The sequence below is a fragment of the Caulobacter segnis genome (assembly GCF_023935105.1).
Classification (GTDB): Bacteria; Pseudomonadota; Alphaproteobacteria; order Caulobacterales; family Caulobacteraceae; genus Caulobacter; species Caulobacter segnis_B.
Genome location: NZ_CP096040.1, coordinates 1,986,827 through 2,002,152, shown reverse-complemented (window position 1 = coordinate 2,002,152; position 15,326 = coordinate 1,986,827). Strand labels below are relative to the sequence as shown.

At 68.0% G+C, this 15,326-nt stretch carries 13 protein-coding genes and 1 pseudogene; 4 read left to right on the top strand and 10 right to left on the bottom strand.

What is annotated here, in order from left to right; all coding sequences use genetic code 11:
• Positions 1 to 61: 61 nt before the first annotated feature.
• The 3 genes from recN to lpxC all read right to left on the bottom strand — a co-directional run bounded on the left by recN (position 62) and on the right by lpxC (position 3,780).
• Positions 62 to 1,759, bottom strand: coding sequence for a DNA repair protein RecN (gene recN / locus MZV50_RS09765; RefSeq protein WP_252634301.1), 1,698 nt, complete (start codon positions 1,757 to 1,759; stop codon positions 62 to 64).
• Between the two features lie 95 nt (positions 1,760 to 1,854).
• Positions 1,855 to 2,784: an outer membrane protein assembly factor BamD gene (locus MZV50_RS09760; protein WP_252634300.1), complete on the bottom strand. Its 930-nt coding sequence runs from the start codon at positions 2,782 to 2,784 to the stop codon at positions 1,855 to 1,857.
• A 99-nt stretch (positions 2,785 to 2,883) separates the two neighbouring features.
• Positions 2,884 to 3,780, bottom strand: a complete 897-nt coding sequence (gene lpxC, locus MZV50_RS09755; protein ID WP_252634298.1) for a UDP-3-O-acyl-N-acetylglucosamine deacetylase — start codon at positions 3,778 to 3,780, stop codon at positions 2,884 to 2,886.
• Positions 3,781 to 4,065: 285 nt separating this feature from the next.
• Between lpxC and MZV50_RS09750 the strand changes: the two genes are divergently transcribed.
• Entirely contained in the window at positions 4,066 to 6,171 is a 2,106-nt protein-coding gene (locus MZV50_RS09750) for an alpha/beta hydrolase family protein (RefSeq protein ID WP_252634296.1), read from the top strand.
• Between the two features lie 151 nt (positions 6,172 to 6,322).
• On the opposite strand, the pseudogene MZV50_RS09745 reads toward MZV50_RS09750, so the two are convergent.
• The 6 genes and pseudogenes from MZV50_RS09745 to yajC form a co-directional block, all read right to left on the bottom strand.
• Positions 6,323 to 7,035 (bottom strand): annotated as a pseudogene (locus MZV50_RS09745) (squalene/phytoene synthase family protein).
• Between the two features lie 71 nt (positions 7,036 to 7,106).
• Positions 7,107 to 7,721 carry a urate hydroxylase PuuD gene (locus MZV50_RS09740; RefSeq protein WP_252634294.1) on the bottom strand — a complete coding sequence of 205 codons (615 nt, stop codon included), beginning with the start codon at positions 7,719 to 7,721 and terminating at the stop codon, positions 7,107 to 7,109.
• Positions 7,722 to 7,861: 140 nt separating this feature from the next.
• The gene (locus MZV50_RS09735) at positions 7,862 to 8,215 is read right to left on the bottom strand and encodes an Mth938-like domain-containing protein (RefSeq protein WP_252634292.1); all 354 of its coding nucleotides are present in this window, start codon (positions 8,213 to 8,215) and stop codon (positions 7,862 to 7,864) included.
• Positions 8,215 to 9,165, bottom strand: a complete 951-nt coding sequence (gene secF / locus MZV50_RS09730; protein WP_252634290.1) for a protein translocase subunit SecF — start codon at positions 9,163 to 9,165, stop codon at positions 8,215 to 8,217. Before secF ends, MZV50_RS09735 begins: the two co-directional genes overlap by 1 nt.
• 11 nt (positions 9,166 to 9,176) lie before the next feature.
• Positions 9,177 to 10,775: a protein translocase subunit SecD gene (secD, locus tag MZV50_RS09725; protein WP_252634289.1), complete on the bottom strand. Its 1,599-nt coding sequence runs from the start codon at positions 10,773 to 10,775 to the stop codon at positions 9,177 to 9,179.
• A 53-nt stretch (positions 10,776 to 10,828) separates the two neighbouring features.
• Positions 10,829 to 11,134 (bottom strand): preprotein translocase subunit YajC, encoded by a 306-nt coding sequence (gene yajC, locus MZV50_RS09720; protein WP_252634287.1) that lies wholly within the window; start codon positions 11,132 to 11,134, stop codon positions 10,829 to 10,831.
• A 131-nt stretch (positions 11,135 to 11,265) separates the two neighbouring features.
• Between yajC and MZV50_RS09715 the strand changes: the two genes are divergently transcribed.
• From MZV50_RS09715 to MZV50_RS09705, 3 genes are all read left to right on the top strand, one after another.
• Positions 11,266 to 12,117 carry an ATP-binding protein gene (locus tag MZV50_RS09715; RefSeq protein WP_252634285.1) on the top strand — a complete coding sequence of 284 codons (852 nt, stop codon included), beginning with the start codon at positions 11,266 to 11,268 and terminating at the stop codon, positions 12,115 to 12,117.
• A 104-nt stretch (positions 12,118 to 12,221) separates the two neighbouring features.
• A complete protein-coding gene (locus MZV50_RS09710; RefSeq protein WP_252634283.1) occupies positions 12,222 to 12,599 on the top strand; it encodes a VOC family protein in 378 nt (125 codons plus the stop codon).
• Entirely contained in the window at positions 12,596 to 13,345 is a 750-nt protein-coding gene (locus tag MZV50_RS09705) for an AraC family transcriptional regulator (RefSeq protein WP_252634281.1), read from the top strand. Before MZV50_RS09710 ends, MZV50_RS09705 begins: the two co-directional genes overlap by 4 nt.
• A gap of 39 nt (positions 13,346 to 13,384) precedes the next feature.
• Here MZV50_RS09705 and dipM read toward each other — a convergent pair whose 3' ends face one another.
• Positions 13,385 to 15,262, bottom strand: coding sequence for a cell division endopeptidase DipM (dipM, locus tag MZV50_RS09700; protein WP_252634280.1), 1,878 nt, complete (start codon positions 15,260 to 15,262; stop codon positions 13,385 to 13,387).
• Positions 15,263 to 15,326 lie beyond the last annotated feature (64 nt).

Here is a 15,326-nt window from a genome sequence, read left to right as displayed (position 1 = left end):
ATCCGGAGGCGGCAAGAAGCCCAGACGTTAGCAATCTCGCCGGGGCGGCGCGAGATCGGGATCAGGCCATCAGGGCGCGCGCCGCCGCGCGCGCGGCCTCGGTGACCTCGGCGCCCGACAGCATGCGGGCGATCTCTTCCTCGCGCTGGGCGGGGGTCAGGGGTTCGACCTTGGTCCGGGTCGAGGTGTCGTCGCCGGACTTGGAAATCCGCCAATGGGCGTCGCCGCGCGCCGCCACCTGGGCCGAGTGGGTGACCACCAGCACCTGGGCGTTGGCGGCCAGCCGCTTGAGACGCAGGCCGACCGCGTCGGCCACGGCCCCGCCGACGCCCTGGTCGACCTCGTCGAAGATCATCAGCGGCTGCGGACCGCCGCCGCGTCCCGCCAGGGCGGCCTTCAGCGCCAGGGCGAAGCGGGCCAACTCGCCGCCCGAGGCGATATCTTCCATCGGACCGAACGGCGCGCCGGGATTGGTCGAGATCTCGAAGGCGATGCGGTCCAGGCCCGTCGGGCCGGCGCGATCCTCGGCTAGCGGCTCGACGGCGACGCGGAACTTGGCCTTTTCCAGCTTCAGCGGGGCCAGCTCGGCCTCGACCGCCTTGGCCAGGGCGTCGCCGGCGGCGCGGCGCTCGGCCGACAAGGCTTCCGCTGCGAAGAGATAGGCCTCCCGCGCCTCGGCGGCGGCCTTGTCGGCGGCCTTCAGCGCGTCCTCGGAGGTCTCGATGGCCTGCAGGCGGGCGGCGAACTCGGCGCGCTTGGCCGGCAGGTCCTCGACCAGCACGTTCAGCTTGCGGGCCATGCCGCGCAGAGCGAACAGGCGCTCCTCGGCCTTTTCCAGACGGTCGGGATCGAATTCGAAGGTCTCGGCCACGGCGTCGATCGTAGCGCTGGCTTCCTGCGCCTCGACGATGGCGCGGTCGACGGCCTCGCAGGCGGCCGATAGGCGGGTCATGGCCGCGCCGTCGGCCGGCGCCCCGGCCTGCAAGGCGCGGTCGCGGGCCCGTTCCAGGGCGCGATAGGCCTGGGCCAGACGTCCTGACAGGCTGTCGCCGTCAAGGGCGTCCTGAGCGGCGGCGATGTCGGTCATGGCCTTTTCGGCCGAGCTCAACAGGGCCCGCTCCTCGGCCAGGCTCTGCTCCTCGCCGTCGCGGGGATCCAGGCGATCCAGCTCGGAGAGGCGCAGGGTCAGTTCTTCGGTCTCGGCGGCGGCGCGGCCGGCCAGGTCGCGCAGCCCCTCGGCCGTCTCGCGCGCGGCGCGCCAGCCGCTCCAGGCCGCGGCGACCGCCCCGACGCTGACGCCGCCGAAGGCGTCGAGCAGGCCCCGGTGGGTCTTGGGATCAAGCAGGCCGACGGTCTCGTGCTGGCCGTGAACCTCCAGCAACAGACCGCCCAGGTCCTTGAGCACCCCGACACTGGTCGCCTGGTCGTTGACGAAGGCTCGGGACCGACCGTCCGGCGACAGCTGGCGGCGCAGGACGAGATCCTCGTCCCGCACGTAGTCCAGGCCCTTGTCGTCCAGATAAGCGAAGGCGGGATGGTCGGCCGGCAGGGCGAAGATCGCCGTGGCCGAGGCGTGGCCGGCGGCTCCTCGCCGCACCAGCCCGGCGTCGGCGCGCGCGCCGGTGGCTAGGCCCAGGGCGTCGAGAATGATCGACTTCCCCGCCCCGGTTTCGCCAGTCAGCGCGGTCAGGCCCTCGCCGATGGCGAGATCCAGGCTCTCGATGAGCACGACGTCACGGATGGAGAGGCCGATCAGCATGACGCGCAAGATCGCCGGGAATCAGGGTTTTTGAAAGCGCAAAGGTAGAACGAAACGGGACCAGCCGTCCGATAGTGTCGTCGGCCCCGTCGGGACTACATGCCTAGGACGCCCATCAGGCCCTTCTTGGCTTTCTTTTCGCCGGGGGGCGCCAGGGTCGTGCTCTTGTCGCGCGACAGGGCGCGCTCGAGGGCGTTGCGCTTGGCGCCGGCTTTCAGGGGCTCGACGGCCGGACGCAGGCCATTGTCGTTCAAGAGCTTGTAGGCGTCGGCGTACCAGCGATCGCCCGGGAAGTTGTAGCCCAGGACCGCGCCGTTGCGCTTGGCTTCCTCGGTCAGGCCCAGGGTCAGATAGGCCTCGACCAGGCGGAACAGGGCTTCCGGCGTGTGCGACGTGGTCTGGTGCTTCTCGATGACGGTCTTGAAGCGGCCGATCGCGGCCAGGGTCTGGCCATTCTTCAGGTAGTAGCGACCGATGGCCATTTCCTTGCCGGCCAGCTGGTCGTTGACCATGTCGATCTTCAGGCGCGAGTCGGTGGCGTATTCGGTGTTCGGATAGCGCTGGACGACGTCGCGCAGGGCCGCCAGGGCCTGCTCGGTGGCGGCCTGGTCGCGGTTCACGTCGACGATCTGTTCGAAGTAGCAGATGGCCTTCAGGTAGAAGGCGTACTGGGCCGACGGGTTACCAGGATACAGCGAGATGAACCGGTCGGCGTCGCCGATGGCGTCGTTGTACTGGTTGCCCATGTAGTGGGCGTAGCCGGTCATCAGGATCGAGCGGCGCGACCATTCCGAATACGGGTGCTGGCGCTCGACCTCGCGGAAATAGTCGACGGCCTCGTTCCAGTTGCCGCGGTCCAGGCGATCGGCGCCGGTGGAATACAGCAGTTCGACGGGGCGCTCTTCGTAGGCGAGGGTCGGCTTCTTGGACTTGCCGGCGCAGCCCGCCACCGAAACGGCGGCGAGAACAGCGGCGATAGTGACGGCCGAACGTCCCGAGAAATTACGAAGCACGGAGTCTCTCACCTTCGAAGCAAACGCGCGCCCCAGCGCCGTGCAAGGCTTCTACACCACGCCGCTAAAGGCGCAAATGCGAACGCCGAGCCCCGACTCTCGGAGTGCTACCTAGACCGCTTCAGCCAAGGCCGGCGCGAGAGCGCGCAGGCGCCAGGCGCGCGGCTGGGACAGCAACGCTCTAACCACGGCGTTATTGAGGCCATGGCCGGCAAGAAAGCCTTCGAAACGGCCGAGGATCGGCTTGCCCAGCACGTAGAGGTCGCCGATGGCGTCCAGCGCCTTGTGGCGCACGAACTCGTCCGGGCGGCGCAGGCCTTCCGGGTTCAGCACGCGATCGCCGTCGATGACCACGGCGTTGTCCATCGAGCCGCCACGGGCCAAGCCGATGGCGCGCAGGGCCTCGACGTCGCGGACGAAGCCGAAGGTGCGGCAGGCCGACAGCTCGGCGCGGAACGATTCCTCGTCGACGGTCAGGTCCACGGCTTGGCGACCGATGGCCTTGCTGCCGAAGGCGATCTCGAAGGCCACCTCGAAGCGGTCCGACGGCAGCAGGCTGGCGCGTTTGTCGCCCTCCTCGACCATGATCGGGGCCAGGATCTCGATGTACTGGCGGACGGCCTCCTGCTTGCGGCGGCCGGCGCGGTCCAGGATCTGGACGAAGGGCTCGGACGAGCCGTCCATGATCGGCACTTCCGGACCGTCCAGCTCGACGATGCAGTTGTCGATCGACAGGGCCGCCAAGGCCGCCATCAGATGCTCGATGGTCGAGACGCGAACGTCGTCGCCGTTGTTGATCACCGTGCCCAATTGCGTCTGGCAGACCGCCTGGGCGGTGACGGGGACGCGGTTGTCACGGTCGTGCACATCGGTCCGCACGAAGATGATGCCCGCGTCGGGAGCCGCCGGGCGCACCGCGACGCGCACGTGCGCGCCGGTGTGCAGGCCGATCCCCGCGAAGATCACCGGTCCCGCGACCGTGTGCTGAAAATAACCCGAAGCCGACACCAGAGACCCTTATCGTTGGACGGACGGCTCTACGGCCATCCTATCGCCCCGACTAACCATGTAAGAAGGATGCTGCGCCGCGGCAAAGCAAGTCCTGTTTCGGATTGTTACGCGCTAAGCGACTGACTTAATTACATTTTTGTTACGTAGGCGCATGCATCGAAACAGAACGCCGATCGGCGATCCGTGCTCGGGATTCTCTTGCCTCGCTCCCCTAGCGGGCCGGCAAAAGCGGGACTAGGCTCCGCCGCCAAAGGGATAACCGTTTCCGGGAATTTCGGTTTCATGATCAAGAGCTTGCGTTTCGCCGCCTCCGCAGTGGCCCTATCCGTCGCCGTGGCCGGCGCGGCCCATGCCCAGGCTCCGCAGAAGCCCGCCGAGAAGCCTCATGTCTTCACCGCCAAGGACATGGCCAGCCTGGATCGGCTCAGCGATCCGCGCGTCTCGCCCGACGGCCGCTACGTGCTCTATTCGGTGCGCACCCTGGACTATCCGGCCAACAAGGCCTCGATGTCGCTGTGGATCGCCGACCTGAAGGCCAAGATGGCCCCGCTCCGGCTGAAGATCTCGGACGGCGGTGCCTCGAGCGGCCGCTGGAGCGCGGACGGCAAGGCGATCTACTTCTCGTCCAGCCGCAGCGGTGGGACCGAGCAGGTGTTCCGCACCGATGCGAGCGGCGAGACGGCGACCCAGGTGACCAAGGCCCCGTTCGACGTGCTGGCCTACAAGGTCGCCCCGGACGACAAGACCATCGTCGTCGCCCAGGCGGTGTTCCCCGACTGCGCCGACTTCGCCTGCACCGAGGCCAAGCTGGCCGCCAAGACGGCGACCAAGGCCACCGGCGTCGTCTACGACAAGCTCTTCGTGCGCCACTGGGACACCTGGAACGACGGGACCAAGAACCACCTGTTCGCCTGGACCCTGGGTCCGGACGGCGTGGCGACCGGCCAGCCGATCGACCTGATGAAGGGTTTCGACGGCGACACGCCGACCAAGCCCTATGGCGGTGACGAGGACTTCACGGTCAGCTTCGATAGCAAGACGGTGGTCTTCTCGGCCAAGGTGGCGGGCAAGGACGAGCCTTGGACCACCAATTACGACATGTGGGGCGTCCCGCTGGACGGATCGGCGAAACCGGTCAACTACACTGCCGACAACAAGGCCTGGGACACGACCGGGACCGCGTCGCCGGACGGCAAGCTTATCGCCTATCGCGCCATGAAGCGCCCGGGCTTCGAGGCCGACCGTTTCGCGATCATGATCTACGACGAGACGACCCAGAAGGTGCGCGAACTCGCCCCGACCTGGGACCGCTCGGCCGACGCCATCGCCTGGAGCGCCGACGGCAAGACGATCTACGCGACGGCCCTGGACGTCGGCCAGGGCAAGCTTTTCGCCATCGACGTCAAGACCGGCAAGGTCACCGCCCTGACCGGCGACGGCCACGTCACGGCCTTCGACGTCTCGCCCGCCGGCGTCGTCTACGCCTCGGATTCGCTGAAGAGCCCGTCCGAGCTGTTCCTCCTGGCCAAGAAGGGCCCGCCGGTGAAGATCGCTAGCGCCTCCAGCGAAGCTTTGAAGGACGTCGCCTGGGGCGAGCCCGAGCAGTTCAGCTTCAAGGGCTGGAACGACGAGACCGTCCGCGGCTTCGTTTTGAAGCCCGCCAACTTCGACCCGGCCAAGAAGTATCCGGTGGCCTTCCTGATCCACGGCGGTCCGCAGGGCTCGTTCAGCAACAGCTGGTCGTACCGCTGGAACCCGCAGATCTACGCCAACGCCGGCTACGCCGTGGTGATGGTCGATTTCCACGGCTCGACCGGCTACGGCCAGGCCTTCACCGACGCGATCAGCCAGCACTGGGGCGACCGTCCGCTCGAGGATCTGCAGAAGGGCTGGGCCTTCGCGACCCAGAAGTACGGCTTCCTGGACGCCGACCGCGCCTGCGCCCTGGGCGCCTCGTACGGCGGCTACATGGTCAACTGGATCGCCGGCAACTGGAACGCGCCCTGGAAGTGCCTGGTGGACCACGACGGCGTCTTCGACACCCGCTCGATGGGCTACGCCACAGAAGAGCTGTGGTTCACCGAGTGGGAGAACGGCGGCACGCCCTGGGCTCCGGGCAACACCTACGAAAAGTTCAATCCCGTCGACCACGTGGCCAACTGGAGCAAGCCGCAGTTGGTGATCCAGGGCCAGTTGGACTACCGCATCCCGGTCGAACAGGGCCTGTCGGCCTTCACCGCCCTGCAGCGCAAGGGCGTGCCCAGCAAGCTGCTGTACTTCCCGAACGAGAACCACTGGGTGCTGAAGGCCCAGAACTCGGTCCAGTGGCACAAGGAAGTGCTAGACTGGCTGGACCAGTGGACCGGGAATAGCCGACCGGGGAAGTGATCGCCTGCCCCTAAACCGTCTCCCCGGCGAAAGCCGGGGCCCAGATGCAAGAGCGCCCGCGTTCCGGACAGGATCGCGGGCGTTTCTGCATGCGCCGCCCAGCCCTACGATCTGGGTCCCGGCTTTCGCCGGGAAATCGGAGGTGGTTTGGCTACAGCCGCCCCGTCGCCACCGCCCAAGTCAGCCGCGCCTTCTTCTCCAGCTCGCCCATCTCGCGCCCAGCCATGTAGGCCCGCGCCAGGGCCGCCGGGGCCACGGCCGGGAAGGCCGCCACGGGCAGCCCCTCACCTCGCCGCGCGCGGCCTTCAGCTGCTGCTCGACACGGCGCTTCACGTCGGCTTGCGTCCAGTCCGCTGGCAGCCTGTCGCGGCCCGCCTGCTTCAGCCGCCACAGGCCCGACAGCCCCCAGGCCCGCGCCGCGCCCTTGACCGCGTGCGGGTCGGCGCTGGCGTCCAGCCGCCGGGCGGCCAGCACCGCCAGCGCGCCGGCCGTGCCGTCGACATAGGTCAGCACCGCCGCCTCGTCCTTCAGCGGCCCCGCGTCCAGGTCGGTGAAGCGGGCGTCAGCCAGGGTGGCCAGGGCGTTCGGGTCGAAGCCCGAGGCGGCCAGCGCCTCGACATTGGGATGCTTGCGCGGAGCCTTGCCGGCCGCGATCTCCTCCATCGCCTCGCGCCACCAGGTCAGGCGGATCTCGCCCATCAGGGCGTTGGAGACCCCGCCGGCCACCCGGGCCAGTTCGTAGTTCATGGCGTAGAGCGCGATGACGTCGGTGCGGGCGGCGGCGTCGCCGATGAACCGGCTGGCCAGCCAGCGGTCGGGATCGACGCGGCGGACGAGGTCGTCGAGGGTTTCGGTGTCGGCCATGGGTCTTCGGAACACGGAAAAGGGCCCGTCGAGATGACGGGCCCTCCCCTTACACGAATTCGCGGCGGTGTTTAGCCGAACAGCGTCTGGTTCATCGCCATGGTCGCCAGCATCGGGATGCTGAGCAGGGTGTTGGTGCGCGAGAACAGCATCGCCGTCTTGGCCGCCTTGGCCTTGGCGTCGGCGTCGGCCTCGACCATGCCCAGGGCGATCTTCTGGTTCGGCCAGATGAAGACCCAGACATTGAAGAACATCACCGTGGCCAGCCACATGCCCGTGCCGATGAAGGTGAAGCCCATGTCGACGCCGGGCGTGTAGCCGCCGGCCAGGCCCAGGGTCGCCGCTTCCAGAAGGTAGCCGCGGCTGAAGGCCAGGATCACGCCCATCACCCAGGTGAACAACGCCGCCCAGCGGAACCAGAACAGGGCTTCCGGCGCGATGTACTTGCTGACCGCCGGCTTCAGCTCGGCCGGGATCTGCGGCATCACCCGGATCTGCACGAAGTTGAAATAGTACAGCAGCCCGATCCACAGGATGCCGAACCAGACGTGCAGCAGCCGGAAGATGGCCTGGAAGTAGCTGCTGTCATGGCCGTGCGGGCTGTGCCCGTAGCCGACGACGATCACCAGGGCCAGGATGACGCTGACGATGATGGTGTTGCGGAAGTTCGAAAGCAGTCCAGACATCGGTTTCCCCCTCGGATCCCTCTTTCCTTGAGGAGGGACCATGGGGTGTTTCGCGGAGTCGGTAAAGCTTTGAGCAAACGCAGGTATTCCGCGTTCACCTCCCCAGGCCTCGCGCCTGAGGTCCAGGCGCGGCCTGAAGATCAGACCGCGATCAGCGCCGCCGCCATTCGCCGGCCCTCGCTGGCCAGGACGTTGTAGGTGCGGGCGGCCGCCTCGGTGCTCATGAACTCCAGGCCCACGCCGGCGGCCTTAAGCGCGTCGCGCACGGGGCGCGGCGGCAAGGCGTTGACCAGGCCCGTGCCCAACAGGATGAACTCCACCGCCGCGCCGGCCGCGAGAACCTCGGCGAAGTCCTCGGGCTTGAGGTCGGCCAGGGCGGTCACACCCCAGTCCCGCGGCTGGTCGTCGAGGATCAGCAGCGAGCCGGGCCGCCAGTCGCCGGCGACCCGAAAGCCGCCGCCGCCCCAGGCGTCGATGGACGGCGGCTGACGCATCAGGGCCGCGAGGCCGCGCCGAGCTTGATCGGCGTGGCTTCCTCGTCGCCGCGCTTGACGCCCCAGATCAGGATCATCGGCAGGGCGATGTAGATCGACGAATAGGTGCCGATGACGATGCCGAAGATCATGGTCGTGACCAGCGGGAACAGCACCGGGCCGCCGAACGCCATCGTGCCGCCCAGGGCCAGCAGGGCCGTGGTGCCGGTGATGATCGTCCGCGACAGACGCTCGTTCTCCGACAGGTCGATGATGTCGCGCAGCGGCGTCGTCTTGTACTTGCGCAGGTTCTCTTTCAGACGGTCGAAGGTGATGACCTTCTCGTTCATCGAATAGCCGATGACCGTCAGCAGGGCCGCGATCTCGGTCATCGAGAACTCGATGTGCACCACCGACAACAGGCCCAGGGTCAGGACGATGTCGTGGATCACGGCCACGACCGCGCCCGTGCCGTACGAAAGGCCGAAGCGGAACCAGATGTAGCCCAGGGTCAGCAGCAGAGCGACGGCCAGGGCCTTGAAGCCCGACAGCAGCAGCTCGCCCGAGACCTTTGCGCCGACCTGCGAGCGGCTGGTCACCTTCAGGTCGGGGAAGCGCTTGACCAGCTCGGCCTCGACATGGGCCGAGGCGGCGCTGGGGCTTTCGCCCTTCGCCGGCAGGAACTTGATCATCGCCGAGTTCGGCTGGCTGGTGAACGGCTGGACCTGGGCGTCATGGACGCCGATCTGGTCCATCGCCGTCCGCAGCTCGGACTGCGATACGGCCTGGGCCCGGACGATTTCCAGCGCGTTGCCGCCCTTGAAGTCGATGCCCAGGTTCAAGCCCTGGATGAACAGCGAGGCGATCGAGCCGACGATCAGGACCGCCGAGAAGATGGCCGCGACGGGCGCCCAGCGCACGAACTGGTAGTGGGTCGAGCGCGGGATGTAGCGAATGAGGGGCCAACGCATGGTCGGGTCTCCTATGCGATCGGCAGCTTCTTCGGCTTCGTGGCCTTGAACCACCAGCCGATGAGCACTTGCGTGATGAAGATAGCGGTGAACAGCGACGTGAACACGCCGATCACCAGCGTCCAGGCAAAGCCCTTCACCGGGCCCGAGCCGAAGCTGAACATGATCATGCCCGAGATCAGGCTGGTGATGTTGGCGTCCAGGATCGAGGTCAGGGCCAGCTTGTAGCCATGGTCGGCGGCGGCCATGGGCGTCCTGCCCGCATTGGCCTCGTCGCGCATGCGCTCGTAGATCAGCACGTTGGCGTCGACGGCGACGGCCAGGGTCAGGATCAGGCCGGCGATGCCCGGGAAGGTCAGGGTCGCCTGGCTGAACGACATGATGCCGATGATCATCAGGACGTTGACCACCAGGGCGACGGCCGCGAAGGCGCCGAACAGGCCATAGGCCAGGACGACGAACACGAACATCGACGCCGCGCCGATGGCCAGCGAGATCGAGCCGGCCTTGACGGCGTCGGCGCCCAGCTCGGCGCTGACCGTGCGCTGGTCCTCGATGTTCAGCGGCGCGGGCAGAGCGCCCGAACGCAGCAGCAGCGACAGCTCGTTGGCGCTCTCGACCGTGAAGTTGCCGGTGATGATGCCGCTACCGCCCGGGATGGCGCCGTTGATGGTCGGGGCCGAGATCACCTTCTTGTCGAGGACGATGGCGAAACGCTTGCCGACGTTGCGGGCCGTGAGATCGCCAAACTTGCGACCGCCCGAGGCGTTGAACTGGAGTTGAACGACCGGGTGACCGCTTTGCGGGTCGAAGCCCTGCGAGGCGTTGGTCAGTTCCTCGCCCGACACCAGGGCGCGCTTCTTGACGACGTAGACGGGCGAGTACTGGTCGCCAGGCAGAAGTTCCGAACCGGGCGGAATGCGACCGGCCTGGATGTCCTCGGGGGTCACCGTGTCGTCGACCATCTGGAAGGTCAGCTTGGCGGTCTTGCCGATGATGGCCCGCAGCTTCTCCGGGTCGCTCTCGCCCGGGGCCTGGATCATGATCCGGTTGTCGCCCTGGCGGTTGATGGAGGGCTCCTTGGTGCCCAGGCTGTCGATCCGGCGACGGATGGTCTCGATCGACTGCTCGACCGCCTTGGCGGCGTCGGCGCGGATCGCCTCCGGCACGTAGCGGATCTCGATGCGCTGGTCGCCCTTGCCCGAGATCGACACGTCACGGCCACCGATCACGCCGGCCATCGGCGCGCCGATGTTCTTGCGCAGCAGGTTCAGGGCGTCGTTATAGCGCCCGGCGTCGCCGATGCGGACACTGACCGCCTCGCCCTGCTGGACCAGCTCGCCGAACGGGATCTGTTCGTTACGCAGCTGGGTGCGCACGTCCTCGACCATGTTCGACAGGCGCTCGCGGCGCAAAGCCTCGGTATCGACCTCGTACAGCAGGTACGAACCGCCTTGCAGGTCGAGGCCGAGATTCAGCTTCTGATGCGGCAGCCAGCCAGGCATGGCGTCCAACGTCTTCTGCGGAAGCACGTTGGGCAGGGAGAACAGAATGCCGAAGACCACCGACAGGGTGACGGCGATGATCTTCCAGCGGGAAAGGGTCAGCATGGATCGGGACTTTTCAGGCGGCGCCAAAAACGCCTAGCGAACGGGTTAGCGCCTTAGTTCTTGGCGTCGTTGGCCGCGGCCGGCTCGCCTTTGGCGCGGACCTCGGTGATCATGCCCTTCACGACCTTCACGGTCACGCCCTGAGCGATCTCGACGCCGACTTCCTTGTCCTCGACACGCACGATCTTGCCCAGCACGCCCGACGAGAGCACGACGCTGTCGCCGCGCTTCAGGTTGGAGAGCATGTTCTGGTGGTCCTTGGCGCGCTTCTGCTGGGGACGGATCAGCATGAAGTAGAACAGCACGACCATCAGGAGGATGGGGGCGAGCTGGATGATCTGAGCGTTCAGGTTGTTCATAGGGACTCCGAAAATTCCGTGAGGCGCGCCGCCCGGCAAGGGTCAAGCCCAAAGGGTCGCGCCAAGTCGGCGGAAGCTATGCGTTCGCCTCCCCTTTTGCAATGCGAGCGCACCCGGTATGCAGCTTGCCCATGACCGAAGCGCCAAACGCCTTGCACGCTCCCCTGCTCGCCCGCATCGCCGACGCCCTGGAACGCCTGGCGCCGCCGCCGCCGCCCGCGCCGGATTTCGGGGCCGCGCGCCTCTTTCGGCACGAGCCCAAGGACGGCGCCTTCGTGCCCGCGCCCGACTATCCCCTGTCGCTGGACTCCCTGGTCGGAATCGATCGCCAAAAGACCCGCTTCGTCGAGAATCTGCGCCGTTTCGCCGTGGGCATGCCCTGCAACCACGTGCTGCTGTGGGGCGTGCGCGGCACGGGCAAGAGCTCGGTGACCAAGGCCGCCTTCGTCGCCCTGGCCCATGAGTTCCCCGACCTGAAGCTGATCGAGGTCGATCGCGACGAGGTCGTAGCCCTGCCGCCGCTGTTCGACCTGCTGCGCGCGCGGTCCGAGCGTTTCGTGGTCCTGTGCGACGACCTCTCGTTCGAGGACGGCGCGGCGGCCGCCAAGGCCCTGAAGTCGGCGCTGGAGGGCGGCGTCTCGGGTCCGCCCGAGAATGTCCTGTTCGTGGCCACCTCGAACCGCCGCCACCTGATGCCGCGCGACCACGTCGAGCGCCAGGGCGCCATCGCCGCGGCCGAGAACGCCGAGGAGGAGATGAGCGTCTCCGACCGCTTCGGCCTGTGGATCGGCTTCCCGCCGATGGACCAGGACACCTATCTGGCCGCCATCCGAGGCTATGCCGAGCAGTTCGGCCTCGTCACCGCCGACCTGGATCGCCGCGCCCTGCAGTGGTCGACTCAGCGCGGCGCCCGCTCGGGCCGGGTCGCCTGGCAGTTCGTGCGCGATCTGGCGGGCGAACTGGGCGTCAAACTGCCGGCGTAAGCCAAAGGCTGGCGCATAGTCGTATGATTTTGGCATTTAACCTGAAGCGCGCCAACGCAAGCCGCGCTTAACTGGAGGTCCTCGCGACCCCAGGAGAGCGCGCCATGCCCGCGACGTTCAGACATTTCGCCATCAACGCCGACGACACCGTTCGCGCCAGACACTTCTACGAGGACGTGTTCGGCTGGCGCTTCGACCCGTGGGGGCCACCGGACTTCTACCAGATCAAGAACGCCGGGCAGGGCCTGCTGGGCGCCCTGCAGGGACGGCGCGAATTAGCGCCCGGCGTGCGCATGGCCAGCTACGAGGTCAGCTTCGGCGTCGAGAATCTGAAGGCGACCATCGCCGCCATCGAGGCTGGCGGCGGCAGGATCGTCATGCCGCCCTATCGCATCGAGGGTGTCGGCGAGCTGATCTATTTCGAGGACACCGAGGGCAATCTGGTCGGGGCCATGCAGTACGATCCCGGGGTGTTCGATTGAGCGCTCAAGGCGACGGCTTCGACGTCCGCACCTACGCGGCGGGGCTGCACGCCGGGACCGTCCTGCCAGCCCATGCCCACGGATGGGGCCAGCTGATCTTCGCCGCCTCGGGGGTCATGCAGGTGATCACCGACGAGGCCACCTGGACCGTCCCGCCGACGCGCGCCATCTGGGCCCCGGCCGGCGTGCGCCACGCTATCGTCGCGCGCGGCGAAGTCGCCATGCGCACGCTCTACATCGACCGGCCACGTTCTGACCCGCTTCCGGATCGACCGCGCGTGCTGGCGGTGGCGCCGCTGCTGCGTGAGCTGATCCTGCGTATCCTCGAGGTCGGGATGCTGGACCCGGCGCGGCCGCCGCACGATCGCCTCGCCGGCCTGCTGGTCGATCTGCTGCTGGATGCGCCCGACGAGGACTTGGCGCTGCCCCTGCCTCGCGACGCCCGCGCCCTGCGACTGGCCGAGACCTGGCGCGAGAACCCCGCCGACACGCGCGACCTGGCCGAAGCGGCCCGGAGCGTCGGCGCCAGCCTCCGCACCCTGCAGCGCCTGTTCCCGCGCGAGACCGGCCTGACGCTGGAAGGCTGGCGGCAGAAGGCCCGGTTGGTCCACGCCGTGGTGCGCCTGGCGGCCGGGGCCAGCGTCACCGAGGCGGCCCTGGACTGCGGCTACCAGAGTCTTGCCGCCTTCAGCGAAGCCTTCGTCCGTCAGTTCGGCGTGACGCCCGGACGCTTCGCCCCGCGATAACGAAACGGCCCGCCTCTTTCGAAGCGGGCCGTCTTTTCGTCAGCGTGGGAGCACCAGGCCGGGGTCGACCGGCTTGGCCTTGTCCTTGACGGTCGGCGCATAGCGCATCTCGAAGTGCAGCTTGGACTCGTTGGCCCCGCCCGTGGAGCCGACCGCGCCCAGCTGTTCGCCTTGGCGCACGTCCTGCTGCATCTTGACGTTGATGCTGGAGAGGTGGGCGTAGGCCGTCACCCAGCCGTCTGCGTGCTTGACCAGCACGAGGTTGCCGAAGCTGGGCACCTGGTTGCCGGCATAGGCCACCTTGCCATCGGCGGCCGCCAGCACCGGCGCGCCCTGCGGCGCGCGGATGTCCAGGCCGTCGTTGCGCTGACCCGGTCCATTGGAGCCGAAGCCCGAGATGATCTCGCCGCGCACCGGCCAGGCGAACTTGCCCTTGCCCGAGGCGATGATCTCGGCCTCGGTCGGAGCGGCGCTGCTCTCGATGATCGGACGCGCGGTCGAGGGCGGCGGGGTGACCGGCTGGGACGCGACCGGCGCGCTGGGGCGCGGATAGCTGTTGCCGCTGGGGGTGTAGGGCACCGGGGCGGACGGCGTCGAGGAGCGCGGCGGGGGCGTCTCGGCCCAGGCATAGGTGTTCGACGGCTCGGGCGAGCGGACCGCCGCCGTGGTCGTGGTCCGGATCGGACCCTTGTCCTTGTAGCCGTCGGGCAGGACGATCTTCTGGCCCTTCTTGAGCGAGGCCGTGGAGCGCAGGTTGTTCTCGCCCGCCAGCGAGCGGACACTGACGTTGAAGCGCTTGGCGATGTCGCCCAGGGTGTCGCCGCTCTGGACGACATAGGCCTTGTTGGTCGTCGCCGGGCCCTTGATCTTGGCGCCCGGGCGCAGGGTCTTCTTGGTGCTCAGATCGTTGGCGTCGGCCAGGTCGCTGACGCTCATGTCGAACTTGCGGGCGATCGAGGTCAGGGTGTCACCCGACTTGACGGTGTGGACCTGACGCGGGCCGGCCACCGAGACCACGGATCCGGTGACGCTGAGCGAGGTCGTGCTGACCGTCGTGGGTTCGGGCGTATCGTCGACCGGCGCGGGGCGCGTCGAGCCCCGGCGCGGGGTGGTCGCCGCCGGCGCGGGGCTCTCGTCGGCCACGACCGTCGCCAAGCCTGGCGTCCCCGGAATCACCGTGGTGGTCTTGATCGGGCCCTTGTCCTTGTAGCCATCCGGCAGCACCAGCTTCTGGCCCTTCCGGATCGACGAACCGGTCTTCAGGTCGTTCTCGTTGGCCAGGGCCGCGGCGGTGACGTTGAAGCGCTTGGCGATGGCGAAGATGGTGTCGCCGGTCTGGACGACATAGGCCTTACGCTCGCTGGCCGGACCGCTGATCTTCTGGCCCAGGCGCAGGGTCTGGCCCTTCTTGATCTCGTTGTCCTTGGCCAGGTCGTTGACGTTGACGCCGAAGCGCTTGGCGATCGAGGTCAGGGTGTCGCCGGACTTGACGACATGCACCTCCGGCTCGCCGGCCACCTCGACCACCGAGCCCGTGACGGTGGTAGTGACCACGGTCTTGGGCGGAACCGAGCGCAGCACGGGCTGCGGCGCGGGGGCCGGGCGCGGCGCCGGCGCGGGCGGCAGCTCGGTGCGCGTCACCGGCGGCGCCGACTGCGTGGGGATCGGCTGGGCCGGCGGCAAGGTTTCGGCGGCGTCGGTTTCGGTCGTCTTGCTGGGCGCCGTGGCCTGGGGCGCGTCGGCCTGCGACTGGCTGGCCGGGCCCTGGCTGATCGGGAAGTTCGGCGTCGGCATGCTCCGGGCGGGCGCCGAAGCCTGCCCCTCACGCGCCGGATACTGCGGCGCGTCGGTAGCACAAGCGGAGAGCGTTCCAGCCGTCAGGGCGATCACCGCCGCTTGCGTCCACAACTGCCTCATAACGTCTCCTTTCCCGCCGGGGCCACCAGAGGGCTCCGCCAGGGTGAATCAATCTTTAACACCG

Excerpts from the sequence above, each read along its gene's own strand:
- recN (WP_252634301.1), bottom strand. The coding sequence starts at position 1,759 with ATGCTGATCGGCCTCTCCATCCGTGACGTCGTGCTCATCGAGAGCCTG.
- MZV50_RS09750 (WP_252634296.1), top strand. The coding sequence starts at position 4,066 with ATGATCAAGAGCTTGCGTTTCGCCGCCTCCGCAGTGGCCCTATCCGTC.
- MZV50_RS09740 (WP_252634294.1), bottom strand. The coding sequence starts at position 7,721 with ATGTCTGGACTGCTTTCGAACTTCCGCAACACCATCATCGTCAGCGTC.
- MZV50_RS09735 (WP_252634292.1), bottom strand. The coding sequence starts at position 8,215 with ATGCGTCAGCCGCCGTCCATCGACGCCTGGGGCGGCGGCGGCTTTCGG.
- secF (WP_252634290.1), bottom strand. The coding sequence starts at position 9,165 with ATGCGTTGGCCCCTCATTCGCTACATCCCGCGCTCGACCCACTACCAG.
- secD (WP_252634289.1), bottom strand. The coding sequence starts at position 10,775 with ATGCTGACCCTTTCCCGCTGGAAGATCATCGCCGTCACCCTGTCGGTG.
- yajC (WP_252634287.1), bottom strand. The coding sequence starts at position 11,134 with ATGAACAACCTGAACGCTCAGATCATCCAGCTCGCCCCCATCCTCCTG.
- MZV50_RS09715 (WP_252634285.1), top strand. The coding sequence starts at position 11,266 with ATGACCGAAGCGCCAAACGCCTTGCACGCTCCCCTGCTCGCCCGCATC.
- MZV50_RS09710 (WP_252634283.1), top strand. The coding sequence starts at position 12,222 with ATGCCCGCGACGTTCAGACATTTCGCCATCAACGCCGACGACACCGTT.
- dipM (WP_252634280.1), bottom strand. The coding sequence starts at position 15,262 with ATGAGGCAGTTGTGGACGCAAGCGGCGGTGATCGCCCTGACGGCTGGA.